Genomic DNA, 17,599 nt, shown 5'->3' on the forward strand with positions numbered 1-17,599 from the left:
GCCGCGCCCGCCGCCGCGGCCGCCGCGGCGGGCGCGGCCCGTCCGGCCTCCGCTCCCGGCAAGGTACGCATCGAGGTGCTCAACCGGAAGGCCTCGGAGAAGGCCAAGGTCGACGGCCCGATCGTCCGGCTCAACCGGGCCGACGGCCAGGCCGCTGCCGGGAACGTCCGTCTCGACCTCGGCTACGGCGGGGTCGCCGGTGCGTTCGGTGGCGACTTCGGCGCCCGGCTGCGGCTGGTCCGCCTGCCCGAGTGCGCGCTGACCACGCCGGAGAAGGCCCAGTGTGCCCCGGTTCCGCTGCCGACGACGAACGACAGCGCCGCCGAGACGCTCTCCGCCGAGGCGGGCACCGGGGCGCTCTTCGCCATGACCGCCACCGACTCCTCCTCGCAGGGCGACTACGGCGCGACGAAGCTGTCCCCGTCGTCGAAGTGGTCGGTGGCCCCCTCCACGGGTGGTTTCTCCTGGAGCTACCCGCTGCGGAGCCCGCCGGTGCCGGGCGGCGGCGCGCCGCCGATCGCGCTTGCCTACTCGTCGCAGTCGGTCGACGGCCGGACCGCGACGACAAACAACCAGGGCTCGTGGATCGGTGAGGGCTTCAACTACGAGCCCGGGCACATCGAGCGCCGGTACAAGCCCTGCTCGGACGACGGGCACGACCAGTACGCCGACCAGTGCTGGGCGTACGACAACGCGACCATCCTGCTCAACGGCAAGTCGACGGAACTGGTCAAGACCGGTGACACCTGGCGGTTCGGGACCGACGACGGCTCGAAGGTCGAGCGGCTCACCGGCGCGGTGAACGGTGACAACGACGGCGAGTACTGGCGGGTCACCACCACCGACGGCACGCAGTACCACTTCGGCCTGAACCGGCTTCCCGGCTGGACCTCCGGCAAGGAGGAGACCGGCTCGGCCTGGACCGTGCCGATCTACGGCGACGACTCGGGCGAGCCCTGCTACAACGCGACGTTCACGTCGGCGTACTGCGACCAGGCGTGGCGTTGGAGCCTCGATTACGTCAAGGACCGCTACGGCAACGTCACCTCGTACTTCTACGAGAAGGAGATCAACTACTACGCCCGGGGCAAGAAGACCGACGTCAACGGTGTTCCGTACGTCCGGGGCGGCTGGCTCAAGCGGGTCGACTACGGCCAGCGGCACGAGGCCGTCTACACGACCAACGCCCCCGCCCGGGTGCGCTTCGAGACCAAGGAACGGTGCCTGCCGTCCGGCAACGTCGACTGCGACCCGCAGGATCTGAACAACACCACCGCGCCCTACTGGCCGGATGTGCCGTTCGACCGGAACTGCGCCAAGGACACCAAGTGCAAGCTCGACCAGATCACCCCGACGTTCTGGACCCGGGCCCGGCTGACCGGCATCACCACCGAGATCCGCGAGGGCACCGGCTGGACGCCGGTGGACAACTGGAAGCTCGACCACCTGCTCACCGACAACGGTGACGGCTCGCGGACCCTCTGGCTCCACAAGATCACCCACACCGGCCTCTACGGGCCAGGCGCCGACATCGCCATGCCGTCGGTCGAACTGGGCGGTCTGCAACTGCCCAACCGGATCGACCGCGACGGCGACAACATCGCCCCGCTGGTCCGTTTCCGGCTGGCGACCGTGTGGACCGACGCCGGTGGTCAGATCGACGTCAACTACGCCGGCCCGGACTGCACCAAGAGCACGCTGCCCACACCGGGCAACAGCACCAGGCGCTGCTACCCGGTGAAGTGGAACCCGCTCGGCAGCGGCGACCCGATCACCGACTGGTTCCACAAGTACGTGGTCGAGCAGGTCGTCGAGACCGACCGCACCGGCGGGGCGCCGGACATGGTGACCCGCTACCAGTACCTGGACGGCGCGGCCTGGCGGCACGCCGACCCGGACGGCATCTCCGACCCGAAGGACCTGACCTGGAGCGACTGGCGCGGTTACGGCCGCGTGATCGTCACGGCCGGCGACGGCCAGGTCCAGACGACCAAGACGGAGTACCGCTACCTGCGCGGCATGCACGGCGACAAGGATCCGGACGGCGGCACGCGTACCGTCAGCGTCGCCGACTCCACCGGCGGGAGCCACACCGACCACAACGAGTTCTCCGGCCACCAGTTGGAGAGCGTGGTCTACGACGGCGCCGACGCGGTCAGCAAGAGCATCGCCGTCCCGTGGCGGCACAACACCGCGACGGAGACCCACAGCTGGGGCAGCAAGAAGGCCTGGTTCATCAACACCACCACCGCCCGGAGCCTGGTCGCCCTGGCCGCCGGAGGGTGGCGGGAGACGAAGCAGACCTCGTCCTTCGAGACCAGCTTCGGACGGGTGACCGAGACCGAGAACGAGGGTGACGTGGCGGTCACCGGCGACGAGGCCTGCAGCCGGACCACGTACGCCGACAACGCGGCCGCCCACCTGTACAGCCTGGTGTCGCGGGTCGAGTCGGTGTCGGTGGCGTGCTCGGCCACCCCCGACCGCAGCAAGCAGGTCATCTCCGACACCCGGACGCTCTACGACGGCAAGGCGTTCGGCGTCGCGCCGACGCTGGGCAACCCGACCCGGACCGAGCGGCTGAAGAGCCACAACGGCACGACGGCCACCTACATCCGCGCGTCGGAGGGCACGTTCGACGCGTACGGCCGGCCCTTGACCGCCGTCGACGCGCTGGGCCGGGTCACCAAGACCGTGTACACGGACACCAACGGCCTGACCACCAAGGTCAAGGAGACCAACCCGCTGGAGTTCGTCACCACCACCGACTACGCCCCGGCGTGGGGTGTGCCGGTCGCCCAGGTGGACCAGAACGGCCTCAAGAGCGTCCTGGAGTACGACGCCCTGGGCCGGCTGGCGAAGGTCTGGATGCCGGACCGGACGGGCGCCAGCGGGCTGGAGCCGAGCATCCGCTACAGCTACCTGGTCCGCACCGACAAGCCGGTCGCCATCAAGACCGAGCGGCGGCAGAACGACGGCTCCTACAGCGTCGAGTACAAGCTGCACGACGGTCTGCTCCGGCCCCGCCAGGTGCAGTCGGAGGGCCCGGACGGCACCCGTACGGTCGCCGACACCTTCTACACCGGCACCGGTCAGCTGGCGAAGACGTACGCGACGTACACGGTCGCGGGCGCGCCCACCGACGTGATCTACCCGGCCGTCAACGGTGACGTCAACGGCCAGACGCTGTACGTCTACGACGGCGCGGACCGGGTCACGGCGGAGATCTTCGCGGTCGCGGGCAACGAGAAGTGGCGCACCACGACCACCTACGGCGGCGACCGGGTTTCGGTCGACCCGCCGGCCGGCGGCACCCCGACGACCTCGATCACGAACGCCCTGGGCAAGACCACCGAACTGCGGCAGTACAAGGGCAGCGGTCCGACGGGCGACTTCGACAAGACCGAGTACACCTACACGCACGCCGGCCAGTTGAAGACGGTCAAGGACCCGGCGGGCAACGTTTGGACCCACGAGTACGACCAGCTGGGCCGCAAGACGAAGTCGACCGACCCGGACTCCGGCGCGTCGACGTTCGGCTACGACGACCTGGACCGGCTCACCAGCACCACGAACGTCCTCCAGCAGACGATCAGCACCAAGTACGACGAGATCGGCCGGAAGATCGCCGTCTACAAGGGGGCCGCCGACACCGGCGAGCTGCTGAGCAGCTGGACGTACGACCTGGAGATGCTGGGCGAACTCTCCTCGACGAGCCGCTGGATCGACGGGCACGAGTACGCCACGTACTTCTCGATCTACGACGAGTTCTACCGGCCGCACGCCACCTACTACTCCGTGCCCGAGCACGCCGGTGCCGAACTGGCCGGCTTCTACACCTTCGGCACGGAGTTCAACCGGGACGGCACCGTCCAGTCGCTGAGCATGTCGGAGGGCGGTGGGCTGCCGTTCGAGACTGTCGCCTACACCTACGACAGTCTTGAGCGCCTGACCGCGGCGACCGGTGACGCCCCCTACCTGACCGACGTCGAGTACGCCGGCACCGGCGAGGTACTGCAGACCGAGGCTCGGGTGGGCACCCGGAAGGTCTGGTCGACCTACGAGTACGAGCAGGGCTCCAAGCGGCTCACCCGGCTACGGCTGGACCGCGAGTCGGCTCCGGTCGTGGACATCGACGCCCGCTACACGTACGACCAGTCCGGCAACATCCTGCGGATCGCCAACAACCCGTCCGGGACGCAGGACACGCAGTGCTTCACGTACGACTACCTGCGCCGGATGGACCGGGCCTGGACGTCGGCGAGCACCGCGACCGACCCGTGCGCCGGCGGGCCCTCGGTCACCGGGGTGGGCGGCGTGGCCCCCTACCACCACGCCTACACCTTCGACGTCACGGGCAACCGCAAGACCGAGGTCCAGTACGGGACCAACGGCACTCCGCTCATCGAGCGCAGCTACACCTATCCGGCCGCCGGCCAGGCGCAGCCGCACACGCTGAGCCAGATGACGGAGAAGACCCCGCAGGGTGATCAGCTGTACTCGTACGAGTACGACGCGGCCGGCAACACGAAGAAGCGGACGAGGGCCGGCGAGGACCAGAACCTGGTCTGGGACGCCGAGGGCAACCTCGAGTCGGTCACCGAAGCCGGCAAGAAGACCAGTTTCCTCTATGACGTCGACGGCTCCCGGATGCTCCGCAAGGAGCCGGCCTCGACCACGCTCTACCTGCTGGGCATGGAGATCCGGCTGAACCACCAGACCCGGTCCACCGACGCCACGCGGTACTACGCGCTTCCGGGCGGCGGAAGCCTGGTCCGGAAGGTGGACGGCCTCCGGTACGTCGCGAACGACCACCACGGCACCGGCCAGGCAGTCGTGGACCAGAGTGGCGCTGTCACGCACCGGCGGATGACGCCGTACGGCGAGAACCGGGATGCCTCGCCAGGTCAGTGGCCGACGGAGAAGGGCTTCGTCAACGGGAACATCGATTCCACGACAGGCCTGGTCAACATCGGCGCGCGGGAGTACGACACGATCGCCGGCCGGTTCATCTCGGTCGACCCGATCATCGACGTCAACGACCCGCAGCAGATGAACGGGTACGCGTACGCCAACAACAACCCGATCTCGTTCTCCGACCCGGACGGTCTCAAGGCCTGTTCCGACGACGCCTGCGGGCCGGGCGCCGACTACGAGGACATGTACGGCAACTACCACAAGGTCAAGGGCCACAACGACGGCTGTGGTGGTTGCTCGGGCGCGTACGACCCGGACGAACCCACGATCAACGTCCACAACAACCCGCGAGCATCAGCGGACGAGCGGGCTGCGGCCGCGCGGGCGGCGGCGGAGAAGGAAAGGCAGCGGCGCATTGCCGCGGCCAAGGCGAAGATGCTCAACGCCGCCAAGGCCCTGGCGAAGATCCTGATGGACGAGTTGGGCATCACCGATGCCCTGGACTGCTTCCTCAAGGGCGACATGGGCGGCTGCCTGGCCACAGCAGCCAACGTCGCGGGCGCGGCGATCGGCGGCGCCCTGGGCAAACTCGCAGTCAGATACGGCGCCCCATGGAAGTGGAAGAAACTCGCCAACCTGACCAGCCGGGTCAAGGGCCTGCTCGGCGACCTGGTCGGCAGCGCCAGGGCATTCCTCAAGTGCAAGAACAGCTTCGTGCCGGGCACGTTGGTGGTGATGGCCGACGGGTCGCGCAAGCCGATCGAGGATGTCAAGACCGGCGACATCGTGTTGGTGACCGATCCGGTGACCGGCAAGACGACGATCAAGCCGGTGGTGGCGACCATCATCGGTCAGGGCAGCAAGAACCTGGTCGAAGTCACCATCGATCCCGACGGTGACAGCGGCGACGCCGCGGAACGCGTGGTCGCCACCGACAACCACCCGTTCTGGGTGCCCGGCCTGGACGAGTGGGTAGAGGCCGCCGATCTGCGGGCCGGTCAGTGGCTGCGCACCTCGGCCGGCACGCACGTGCAGATCAGCGCGATCCGGCAGTGGACGGAACCGGCGCAGGTCCACAACCTCACGGTCGACGACATCCACACGTACTACGTGGTGGCAGGCGATAGCCACCTGTTGGTGCACAACTGCGGCCCCGATGTGCCCGCCGCGATCGTGGACAAGGCTGACGGTTACGATCTTCAGGCTAAGGCTAAGAGGTTCCGCGAAGACAACGGCATTGCCGAGAATCAGAACGTTGCGGTATTCGAGTACTCGACCTCCAGTGGTAGGAGTCGCACTATCACGATGGCGAACATTCCTCGAGGTACCGCCGGGCATCGGGGTGGCCTGCACAGCGAGATCCGCATTAACCGCGAGCTTGCACGGCGGGGTGTCGACCCGCTCAGTGTTACCCGCATTTACTCGGAGCGGATCCCCTGCCCCGTCTGCAACAAGTCGCTCAACAAGTACAAGAATGCTACCGTTTTTTGGGATCCTGAGTGATTCAACCCGAGGCTCCCTCGGGATGCCGGTCAGCTTGACGAAGCAGTAGGGTTGCAGGGCTTGCCGGAGCTTTCGCTCCGGCAAGCCCTGCTGTCGAAATAGCTTAGGAGCGAGAGAAGTATGTGGCTTGATCTGGTTGGGAGACTTGAGAATCCCGGGCCTGACTCTTTGGGGCACTTCTTGTCCGCGTGGTACGGACACTCGGCCTCGGGTGTCAATGAAGCTCCGATCCAGGAGTTGCCGGAAGTGCTTACCAGCTGTTACGAGTTGGTCGGGGCTGACCTCAGCTCCTACACCAGCTATTATCGCTTCTTGGCCTCGAGCGAACTCGTTGTCGATGGCGAACATACAATTTTCTGTCGCGGGCCTGCCGGGGAGACCTTCGAGTGGGCTTTCGTGGGAAGCGGGCTTGACCCGTATACGTACGAGCGGGAAGGGCCGGAGAGTTGGCGGCCCACTGGGCTGCTACTGTCAGAGCTCATTCTTTACATCTTCGTTTCCAGTGCCGTCTTTGGCGCTGATTGCGGTCTGGTCAACATGGCCCTTGATCGACGGGGCTTTGAATCAGTGGTGCGAGGGCTGCGACCGCTCGACCATCCGTTGTGGGCCTGGCCTGAGCCTGCCGTGCGGTTCTACCATTCTGAAGGCTTGTTGGCCCAGGCTGGCCACGATGATGGCGAGTTTGGTTACCAGGTAATTCTGGCGGCGTTGTCGGCGGACAAGCTCTCGCAGTTCAACGAGGTCGACTGGGAATGGGATTCACGGGAATGATGAATCAGTGCGGCGGCCTGCTGTGTTTGTGGCGATGGATCGAGGGGCGATCAGGGTCGCCGCCCTCCGCCTCAACCAGTCGGCGCAGTTCCTCAACTCCGTCACGCCATGAGATGCTCGTCATGGCGACATTTGACCGCTCAGTCATCGTGATCGGCAGGACAGAGCCGTAGCCACGACGGTCAGCGAGCCGGCCCGTCGCCGGACTCGGCGAGCCGCTTGAGGTTCAGCAACTGCCGGCGGGCCATCACCAGGTCGCCGAGGCATCCGCCGAGGGCGATCACTGGGTTCGTCCGCATCACCACCTTGAGCAGCAGGCGGGTGGTGTTCCCGGCGTCGGGCACCAGGACGTACGACAGAACCGCGCCCATGATCTCGCCGGTGAGGTGGTGTCCCGGCTCGACCGCGAGGATCCGGCCCCGTCGCCGCCCACCGGCAGTCGTGAACGCCTCGCCCACCACCGGCTCGGAAAGGTCCACCAACCGTTGCGGTGAACGGCGGCCGAGATTGTCGATCCAGTCGTACGAGTACGGCGCGAGCCGGATCTGGGCGACCCACGCCACACGGCGGAAGGTGGCGCGTCCACGCTCACCCCGCGCCAGGCCCGCAGGTTGGGCGCGGGAACGACGTCGTCGCACGGATACCGGCGACGTGTCTCGTCGTCGGAGACACCCCACCGGTCACCGAGCATCGGCCCGCCCCAGCACCAGCGTGGTTCGCAGGTCGAGCACGACGGTGCCGCCGAAGTCGTCGACCAGCCGGTCGAGGGCGGCGATCCCACGTCGTTGCTGCTCCGGTGTGCGGGACAGGTACGGCCCGAACGTGCGCATCAGCGCCAGGTACCGCTCCTTGTCCAGCGGCAGCTCCCGCCGGAACACCTCGCGGCGTACGTCGTCGAACTGCCCGCTGTCGAGGACGTCCCGATGGAACCAGTCGACGGGCCGTTCCCGGACGGTCGGGTCGACGGATCGTAGTGCGCCCCGGACGGCGGCCTGCTGGGCGGCGTCGGCGTAGTCGTAGCGGTGCCCGAAGACGGCGAGCGTGCCGCCGGGCGCCAGGGCGCGCCGGGCCAGGGCGTTGCGGGTGCCGGCGTCCAGCCAGTGCCAGGCCATCGCGCAGGCGAGCACGTCCACCCCGCCGGTGGGTGGCGACCACCGCTCGAACGTCGTCGCCTCGATGCGCGCGCCCGGGAACCGCTCGGCCAGCCGGGCCGCCATTCGCGCGTCGGGCTCCACGCAGGTCAGGGGCGCACCGAGGCGGGCCAGCACCTCGGTGCCCTTCCCGGTGCCCGCGCCCACCTCGACGACTGAGGCCGGGGTGCCGCCGTGGTAGGCGACTATCGACTCGGCGATCTCCGGCGGATATCCGGGCCGGGCGCGCTCGTACAGGTCGGCGACCGTGCCGAAGACATCCATCACCAGCAGGATACGGCTCCGACCGGTCCCCGACAGACCGCGCGGAATCCGGCCCACCCGCTTCTACAGTCCGCACCATGAGGTGGACCCTGCGGCTGGTGGCGGCGCTCGGCGTACTCGTGACCGCTCTGGCGACCGGGGCGGCGAGCGGCGCCGCGGCGCCCGCCGACGGCGGCCTCGGCCTGACCCTGCGGCCCGGCCAGGCCGACTACCGCGCCGGGGACCAGGTCCGCCTCGATCTCACCGTCACGAACACCACCGGGTCGGCGTGCGCGCTCGCCACCGGGCCCGTCGGCACCGTGCAGATCACGGGGGTACGCCGGGACGGGCGCGACGTCGAGCCGACGCTGGCCCGCAGCTTCTTCGAGGACGGGATCGGCGCCGCCACCACCGCCGGGCTCACCACTGTGGAGCCGGGAGCGACCGCTGCCGTGGGATTGACCGGGGTACGGCTGCGCGACGGCGAGGTCGTGCTCCGCTCGGTGGCCGCCACCCCGGACGGCGGTGGGCTGGACACGCTCTGGCCCGTCGGCGCACCCGGCCGGTACGAGGTGACCGCCGGCTACGTGACGCTGCCGTTCACCGGCGCGACGAACCCGTGCGCGGGCGCGAGCGCGCTGCGGACCGCCACGTTCACCGTGTCCGGCGACGGCGGTCCCGGCCGGCGCTGGCTCTGGCTCGTCGGTGGGGGAGCACTCGCGCTGCTCGTCGTCGCGCTGGTCGTGCTGCTGCTGCTGGTACGCCGACGACGCCGGCCGACAGCCGCCGCCGTGGCCCTGGTGCTGCTGATGGCCGTCGGCGCGTACGTCGGCGGTGGTGCCCGGCCGGCGCGGGCCGACTACGGCGTCGACCCGACCGCAGGGGTGCCGGTCAGCGGCGTCGACTTCCAGGCGGCTGTCGACGGCTGCCTGGCCGGGTTCGCGCTACCCGGCGGCGACCCGTCCGGCCTGCTGCCCCGGCTACGCGACAAGAAGAGTCCCCGCGTGCGGATCATCCCGACCACTGGTGGCTCCGGCGCGTTCGAGACGCCGGACAGCGCCGACGGCAAGGGCTCCTCGACCGTCACGTGGAACCCGACCTCCACCGACCCGTACGGCGACGGGATGGCCCGCGACCCCTGCGCCGCGCTCTACCACGAGCTGAACCACGCCGACGACATCTCCCGCAACGCGGTGCCGCAGGGCGAGTGCGGCGGCACCGGCATCCGTACCGCCGAGGTGAAGGCGACGCTCGCGGAGAACCGCTACCGGGCGGCGAAGGGGCTGCCGCCGCGCACCGAGTACGACGGGAAGACGCTGCCGAAGAACCTCGACGAGTGCAAGAAGCCGGCCAAGAAGGCGCCGCCGCCGAAGGGCCCGGTGAAGCTCTGCGAGGACGGCGCGGAGTGCGGCGGCAGCAACGGCGACCCGCACCTGGTCACGTTCGACCGGGTCGCCTACGACTTCCAGGCGGTCGGCGAGTTCACGCTGGTCGCGTCCACCGGCGGCGACCCGCTGGAGGTGCAGGTCCGGCAGACCTCGATGTCCGGCACGCGTACCGCCTCGGTCAACTCGGCCGTCGCGTTCCGGATCGGCGCACACCGCGTCGCGCTCACCCTCACCGACGGCGGCACCCGCGTCCACGTCGACGGCGCAACGCCGGCCGCGCTGCCGGACCGCACCGACCTGGCCGGCGGCGGCACCCTCACCCGCCGCCCGTCGGACACCGGCCCCACCGACGGGTACGACGTGACGTGGCCGGACGGGTCCGCGGCGGCGGTGGACCAGATCGGCCGCTACGGCTACCGAATCCTGGTGCGGCTGGCCGACGGGAGGGCCGGGAAGGTACGCGGACTGCTCGGCGACTTCGACGGCGACCCGGCCGACGACATCGCGCCAGCCTCCGGGGCGGCACTGGCCCAGCCGGTGCCGTTCGCGAAGCTCTATCCCGCGTACGCGGACAGCTGGCGGATCACCAGGGACCGCTCGCTGCTGCACTACGACGACGGGCAGGACACCAGTACCTTCACCGACCGCGCGTTCCCGGAACGGGAGGTCACCGTCGGCGATCTCGACCCGGCCCGGCGCGCGGCGGCCGAACAGGTCTGCCGCTGGGCCGGCGTGACCGCGCCCGCCCAGCTCGCGGAATGCGTCTTCGACGTCGCGGTCAGCGGCCGACCCGAGTTCGCCGTGGCCGGCGCGAGCACCGAACGGGTCGCCCTACCGGCCGCCACCCCGATCACCGCTGTTCCCGTCGCCACCGCCACGCTCACCCCCGGCGGGGAGCCGCTGACGTTCGCCGCCCGCGCCGGGGACGCCGTCTTCGTCGACGCCACCGCGCCGGGAATCGGCGACCGCTGCTCGCCGTACGTGCTCACCGAACCGGGCGGACGGGAGATCGCCAGCGGCTGCAACATCAGGGGCGCCGGGTACGTCGACCGCGTCGACCTCACCGCCACCGGCGCGTACGCGCTGCGGGTCACCGCCGCACCAGGCGACACCGGCCGCGCCGCCGTGCGGGTGTACACGGCCCGGGACAGCGACGGGACGCTGCAACCGAACGGCCCGGCGGTCACCGCGACAGTCGCACAACCCGGCGCGCGGGCGCGTTACCGGTTCAGCGGGCGCGCGGGGGAGCGTGTCTACGTGGAGGTGCCCGCGAGCAGCCTCACCGACCAGTGCTCCCCGCTGGAGCTACGGGACGCCGAGGGGCGGCTGCTGCGCAGCGGCTGCGTGATCAACGGCGTCGGTGAGATCGACGGCACGCTGCTGCCCGCCGACGGGACGTACACCGTGGTGGTCGACCCCACCGAACGCGGCACCGGCACGGCCACGCTGCGGCTGGTCACCAGCCGGGACCGCGAGGCGACGATCGCGCTCGGCGGGCCACCTGTCGTCGCCGTCGTGGACCGGCCCGGCACGATCATCGGCTACCGGTTCACCGCTGCGGCCGGCACGTCCGTGACGGTGAGCGCTTCCGCCTCGGACCTGCCGGACCAGTGCGGCGTGCTGGCGCTGCGCGCGCCCGACGGCAGCACCGTCGGCAGCGGCTGCGTGATCAACGGGGCCGGTGAACTCGGGCCGACCGTGTTGCCGGCGTCCGGGGCGTACACCCTGGTGGTGGACCCGTCGGGGGCCGCGACCGGGCAGGTCACGCTGGCGGTGCGGTGAGGCCGACCCTGGATTTCGGGGGTGGCCGGCGGGCGTGCTAACGTCTCGTCCCGTTGTCAGCGAGCGCCGCTAGCTCAACTGGCAGAGCAGCGGACTCTTAATCCGCGGGTTCGGGGTTCGAGTCCCTGGCGGCGCACAGATGGCAGAGGCCCTGGTTCGTTCACCCCGAACCAGGGCCTTTTCGTCGTGCCCGTTCGGACGCCGCAACCTGGCCGGACCTCGGACCCATCGACGGCCGGTCGGAATAGATCATATTCTGACCCGTCGAAGGAGGCCGTCGTGTCCGCTACCCGGAGCGTGCTCACCCCGGCCACCTCGGCCGGTCCGGCCGGCCTGCGCCCCCGCACCTGGACCGCACTGATCGTGCTCGGGCTCGTCGGGCAGATGGCCTGGACCATCGAGAACATCTACCTGAACCTGTTCGTGTACGACACGATCACCGACGATCCCAACGCGATCGCCACGATGGTCGCCGCCAGCGCCGTGACCGCCACTGTCGCCACCCTGCTGCTCGGCGCCCTCTCCGACCGGACCGGCCGGCGCAGGTCGTTCATCGCAGGCGGCTACCTGCTGTGGGGCGTCTCCACCGCCGCCTTCGGCTTCCTGACCGTGGGTTTCGTCCAGGACATCGCGCCCGTCGCGAACGTCGTGCTGGTCACGGCGATCGCGGTCATCACGCTGGACTGCCTGATGTCCTTCCTCGGCTCGGGCGCCAACGACGCGGCGTTCCAGGCGTGGGTCACCGACGTGACGGAGCCTGCGAACCGCGGCCGGGTCGAGTCGGTGCTCGCCATCATGCCGCTGGTCTCGATGCTGGTGATCTTCGGCGGGTTCGACGGGCTGGCCCGCGCCGGGAACTGGCAGCTGTTCTTCGTGATCATCGGCGCGATCATGGCGGTGGCCGGGGTGCTGGCCTGGTTCCTGGTCGAGGACAGCCCGTCAGTCGTGCGGCACGAGGGCGGGTACCTGCGCGCCGTCGTCCACGGTCTGCGCCCGGCCGCCGTCCGGGCCAACCCGGGGCTCTACCTCGCCCTGGCGGCCTGGTCGATCTGGGGGATCTCCACCCAGGTGTTCCTGCCGTACCTGATCATCTACCTGCAGCGGTACCTGCGGATCGAGGGGTACGCGATCGTCCTGGCCGTCGTCCTCGTCACGGCGTCGGCGGTCAGCGTGGTCGGCGGGCGGCTCATCGACCGCGTCGGCAAGGTGCGCTTCCTGCTGCCGGCGGTAGTGGTCTACGGCGCCGGCCTGGCGCTGATGTTCTTCGCCCGCGGCATGGTCCCCGTGATCGCCGCCGGGATCGTGATGATGTCGGGCTTCATGCTGGTGCTCGCCCCGATCGGCGCCATCGTGCGCGACTACTCACCGCCGGACCGGGCCGGCCACGTCCAGGGGCTGCGGATGGTCTTCGCCATTCTCGTCCCGATGCTCGTCGGCCCGTACCTCGGTGCCGCCGTGATCACGAACGCCGGCGAGGTCTACGAGGACCTCGGCGTGGTGAAGCAGGTCCCGACGCCGGGCATCTTCCTCATGGCGCTCGCAGTGCTGGTCCTCATCGCGGTGCCGGCCGTGGCGCTGCGGCGGCGGGAGCGGGAGGCCGGGGCATGACGCTGCTGACCCCGTGGGGTGCCGCGCTCGACCCGGAGCGTGTGCTGCCCGAGTATCCCCGCCCGCAGTTCGCCCGGGACAGCTATCTCAACCTCAACGGCCGGTGGGAGTACGCGATCACCGGTTCCCCCGCCGAGCCGGAACGCTACGACGGCGAGATCATCGTGCCGTTCTCACCGGAGTCCACGCTCTCCGGCGTCGGGCGGCAGCTCCAGCCGGGCGAGACGCTCTGGTACCGCCGCCCGCTGACCCTGCCGGCGGGCTTCCACGCTGCCGGCTCGCGGTTGCTGCTGCACTTCGGCGCGGTCGACCAGACCTGCCAGGTCTACCTGAACGATGTTCCGGTCGGCGGCCACACCGGCGGGTATCTGCCGTTCACCTGCGACATCACCGACGCGCTCCGCGACGACGCCAACGTCCTGGTCGTGGCGGTCCAGGACGACAGCGACACCGGCCACCGCTCCCGGGGCAAGCAGCGGTTGCGCCGCGGCGGCATCTGGTACACCGCCCAGTCCGGGATCTGGCAGACGGTGTGGGCCGAGAGCGTGCCCGCCGTACACCTGCGGCACCTCACCCTGACGCCGTTCCTCGACGAGCGGTGCGTCGAGGTGACGGTGCACGCGACGGCGGATGCCGGCGACGCCGGCATCCGGATCCTGGCCGACGGGGTCGCGGTGGCCGAGGCCACCGCGCCGGTCGGCGTGGCGGTGCGCATCCCGATCCCCGAGGTACGGCAGTGGAGCCCGGAGGATCCGTTCCTCTACGACGTGACCGCCGAGCTGGGCGCGGACCGGGTACGCAGCTATGTCGGCATGCGCTCGTTCGGTGTCGGACCGGACCCCGACGGCGTGCCCCGCCTGCTGCTCAACGGCCGGCCGTACTTCCACGCCGGGATCCTCGACCAGGGCTACTGGTCGGACGGCATGTACACGGCACCCTCGGACGAGGCGATGATCGCCGACATCGCCACCATGAAGCGGCTCGGGTTCACCATGCTGCGCAAGCACATCAAGATCGAGCCGCTGCGCTGGTACCACCACTGCGACCGGCTGGGGATGCTGGTCTGGCAGGACATGGTCAACGGCGGCAGCGGTTACCACCCGCTGGTCGTCACCGCGCCGGCGGTGACGCCGCTGCGGCTGCCCGACCGGGGCCGGTGGCGGCGCTGGTTCGGCCGTGCCGACGCGGGCGGACGGGACCGGTTCCGGGCCGAGCTGCGCGACACCGTCGAGCATCTGCGCAACGTGGTGAGCCTCGCCGTGTGGGTGCCCTTCAACGAGGGCTGGGGGCAGTTCGACGCGGCCCGGATCGCACGCGACGTCGCCGAACTCGATCCCACCCGTACCGTCGACCACGCCAGCGGCTGGCACGACCAGGGCGGCGGCGACCTGCGCAGCCTGCACGTCTACTTCCGCCGCTTCCGGGTGCCGCGGCGACGCGGTGACCGCCGGGTGCTGGTGCTGTCGGAGTACGGCGGCTACAACCTGCGCGTCGACGGGCACGCCTTCAGCCGCAAGGATTTCGGCTACCGGCGGTGCCGCAGCGCCGAGGAACTGGCGGAGGCGTTCACGCGGCTGCACACCGAGCAGATCGTGCCCGCGATCCGCACCGGTCTGAGCGCGACCGTCTACACCCAGCTGTCCGACGTGGAAGATGAGCTGAACGGGCTGCTCACCTACGACCGGCGCGTGGTCAAGCTTCCCGAGGAGGTGGTCCGGCAGGTCAACGAGCGGCTGCGTCACCAGCGGTTCTGAGCTTCCTCCGCCCAGCCGCCCAGGCCGTCCAGAGCCACCCGCTCGCCGTCGTCCGCCTGGACCCAGCCGGAGAAGTGCCCGAAGCACTGGTGGGTCTCGCTGGCCACGACGCCGAGGTTGGTGCGGGAGACCTTCTCGTGGAACGGGTGGAACTCCACCTCGACGCGATCACCGCTGATCCGCCACGGCCGCAGCCAGTCGTGGCGGTCGTAGCTCCACTGCAGTTCGGCGCCGAGCTTGTGTAGCCGGCCGCCGACGAACAGCGCGTTCTCGGTCGAGCCGGTGCCGTCGGTCCACTTGCCGCCGAGCTGGATCGACACGTCTCGTCCGCTGCCCGCCGCCCAGTTCCACGTGATCGCGTACGGCCACTTGCCCCGGCCGTGGTCGAGCACGGCGAACGAGTCCCGCTCGTCCACGACGTGCGTCGTGCCGTCGACCCGTAGCGAGCCGCGCACCGGGCGCCCGACGTCCTTGACCGTGTACTGGAACCGGCGCGGGCTCCACGGGACCACGACGCCGAGCGACTCGTGGCCGGGCGGGAGCGGCACCACGAGGTCGATCTCGATGCCGGGCGCGGTGGCACGGATCGTGCTGCCCTCGCCTGTCTGGTCGATGTCGATCGACAGGCCGCTCCCACGGGCGACCACGGTGCCCGCGCCACTGCACGGCGGCAGCACGGCGCCACGGGCGAACGGGACCACGACGTCCTTGCCGGTCTCGACCTTCGTGGCGCGGTCGAGCACGTAGACGCCGTGCACCCCGGCGTAGTCCAGCGACGACGCGACGAGACCGACGATGTGGGTGGGCGTCACGATCCCCCAGTACTCCCAGCGCTTGGCCCTTCCCCGGCCGCGCAGGTTCGCCCGGTGCAGCGGCCGGCGGGTCCAGCCGACCGCGGCGGGGTTGAGCCGCCCGTCCGGCAGGCACAGGTCGACCGGCTCGACGATCTCCTTCTCGTGCGTCATCAGCGGAGCCTAGCGACCGCCTCAGTAGTCGATGTTGATGGCGGCGACCTGGCGGCTGCCGTTGAACACGATCGCCGGTCCGGCGAAGCGGGAGCTGGCGTACGTCAGCGCCGTCTTGTGCCCGGGGCTGTTGAACCAGGCCTCGATCATCTGCTCCGGCGAGGAGTTGCCCGACGAGGCGAACAGCACCTCGTGCCCGCAGTGCTGCAGGCCGCTCGCGTTCAGGTTCTGCCGTACGCAGGACTCCGCCTCCCGGTGCTGCGCCGCGCCGAGTTTGACCTCGTTCAGCCCGAGCGCGCGACGCCGCTCGTTGAGCAGCACCAGCAGCCGGCGTTCCGGGCCGGACAGGCCGGTGGACGTGGCGGCGGACCTGGAGGGCGACGACGACGGCGTCGGCTTGGGCGACTTGCTGGGTTTCGCCGACCTGCTGGGGGTGGGGCTCGGGCGGGCAGCGGTCGGGGACGGCTCCACCGCGGCCGGCGAGGGCGTGAGCGCCGGTGCGGCGGTCGCGGCCGAGGGCTGCGCGGCTGCCGCACTCGCCGGCTGCGGCTTCGGCTCGCTCGGGTAGTTGGCGAGGACGAGCGCGCCGCCTCCGGCCACCGCGACGGCGGCGACGCCGACCAGGACCTTGGACAACGAGAGCCCCGACCGCGCTCCGGCGGTCACGGCGTGGAGGCCCGGCGAGGCGGCCTGCGACCCGGCGACGGTGTGCATCGTGCGGGTGACGTCCGAGGCGAGTGCGGCCGGGGGCGGCGTGAGCGCCAGGCCGGCCAGCAGCCGCTCGGCGGGGACCAGGTCGTTCGTCGCGTCCGGGCAGTGCGGGCAGTCCCGGACGTGCCGTGCGAACCGCTTGCGCCACACCGGCGCCGGCTGACGGTCCCAGCCGGCGGCCGTGTCGGCCAGGGCGGCGCAACCGGGCCGGGCGGTGAGCGCCCGCACCACCAGCCGGGCGGTGTCCAGTTGCGCCTTCATCCGGGACACCCGGACGGTCACGTGGTGCGGGGCCAGCTTCAGGGCATCGACCAGGTCGGCGCGGCTGAGGTGACCGGCCTCGACCAGCCACCACAGGGACAGCAGGTGGCGGTGGTCGTCGTCCAGCCAGCGCGTGGCCAGGACGACCTCCCGGCGCTGGTCGGCGAGGCGGAGCTGGGTCAGGGTCAGGTCCTCGAAGTCCGAGCGCGGGTCGATCACGTTGTCGATGTCCTCCGGCGGCGCCGGTGTGGTGTGCCGGCGCTGCGTGTGGGTGCGGATCTCGTTCATCGTGACGGCGACCAGCCACGAGCGGAAAAGCTGCGGCTCGCGTACGCCCGGCAGCCCGCGGACGACGCTCAGCATCGTGTTCTGCACCACGTCGTCGACGTCTGCCGACCGGTTCAGCGCCCGGCCCACGATGTTGTAGACCAGCGGCAGACAGTGCGAGACCAGCTCGTCCATCGCCGCCCGGTCGCCGCGGCGAGCCGCGTCCACCACCGCCGACATGCCGGCCCTGCTCGGGTACGCGGGATAGGACACGCTCACCA

9 protein-coding genes and 1 tRNA gene are annotated in these 17,599 nt (G+C 70.4%); 6 read left to right on the forward strand and 4 right to left on the reverse strand.

Annotated elements, in window-relative coordinates; all coding sequences use genetic code 11:
- Positions 1-75: 75 nt before the first annotated feature.
- Positions 76-6,417, forward strand: coding sequence for a polymorphic toxin-type HINT domain-containing protein (locus AC2CHG_RS17400; RefSeq protein WP_484525124.1), 6,342 nt, complete (start codon positions 76-78; stop codon positions 6,415-6,417).
- 120 nt (positions 6,418-6,537) lie between these two features.
- The gene (locus AC2CHG_RS17405) at positions 6,538-7,188 is read left to right on the forward strand and encodes a hypothetical protein (RefSeq protein ID WP_484525125.1); all 651 of its coding nucleotides are present in this window, start codon (positions 6,538-6,540) and stop codon (positions 7,186-7,188) included.
- Positions 7,189-7,370: 182 nt separating this feature from the next.
- Here the strand turns inward: AC2CHG_RS17405 and AC2CHG_RS17410 are convergent, their stop codons facing one another.
- Both AC2CHG_RS17410 and AC2CHG_RS17415 read right to left on the reverse strand, forming a co-directional pair.
- Positions 7,371-7,751, reverse strand: a complete 381-nt coding sequence (locus AC2CHG_RS17410; protein WP_484525126.1) for a polyketide cyclase — start codon at positions 7,749-7,751, stop codon at positions 7,371-7,373.
- Between the two features lie 117 nt (positions 7,752-7,868).
- Positions 7,869-8,603, reverse strand: a complete 735-nt coding sequence (locus AC2CHG_RS17415; protein WP_484525127.1) for a class I SAM-dependent methyltransferase — start codon at positions 8,601-8,603, stop codon at positions 7,869-7,871.
- Between the two features lie 77 nt (positions 8,604-8,680).
- Here AC2CHG_RS17415 and AC2CHG_RS17420 point away from each other — a divergent pair, with 77 nt between their 5' ends.
- The 4 genes from AC2CHG_RS17420 (at position 8,681) to AC2CHG_RS17435 (ending at position 15,114) form a co-directional block, all read left to right on the forward strand.
- Positions 8,681-11,752 (forward strand): VWD domain-containing protein, encoded by a 3,072-nt coding sequence (locus AC2CHG_RS17420; RefSeq protein WP_484525128.1) that lies wholly within the window; start codon positions 8,681-8,683, stop codon positions 11,750-11,752.
- A 63-nt stretch (positions 11,753-11,815) separates the two neighbouring features.
- Positions 11,816-11,888, forward strand: a tRNA-Lys gene (locus AC2CHG_RS17425).
- 143 nt (positions 11,889-12,031) lie between these two features.
- Positions 12,032-13,360, forward strand: a complete 1,329-nt coding sequence (locus AC2CHG_RS17430; protein ID WP_484525129.1) for an MFS transporter — start codon at positions 12,032-12,034, stop codon at positions 13,358-13,360.
- Positions 13,357-15,114 (forward strand): glycoside hydrolase family 2 protein, encoded by a 1,758-nt coding sequence (locus AC2CHG_RS17435; protein ID WP_484525130.1) that lies wholly within the window; start codon positions 13,357-13,359, stop codon positions 15,112-15,114. Before AC2CHG_RS17430 ends, AC2CHG_RS17435 begins: the two co-directional genes overlap by 4 nt.
- Here AC2CHG_RS17435 and AC2CHG_RS17440 read toward each other — a convergent pair.
- On the reverse strand, positions 15,099-16,079 hold the full coding sequence (locus AC2CHG_RS17440) for a DUF2804 domain-containing protein (RefSeq protein WP_484525131.1): 981 nt from the start codon (positions 16,077-16,079) through the stop codon (positions 15,099-15,101). The genes AC2CHG_RS17435 and AC2CHG_RS17440 overlap by 16 nt on opposite strands.
- A 21-nt stretch (positions 16,080-16,100) precedes the next feature.
- Complete coding sequence (locus AC2CHG_RS17445; RefSeq protein WP_484525132.1) at positions 16,101-17,591, reverse strand: sigma-70 family RNA polymerase sigma factor; 1,491 nt, start codon at positions 17,589-17,591, stop codon at positions 16,101-16,103.
- Positions 17,592-17,599 lie beyond the last annotated feature (8 nt).

The sequence above is a fragment of the Micromonospora sp. ATLC20 genome (assembly GCF_057196585.1).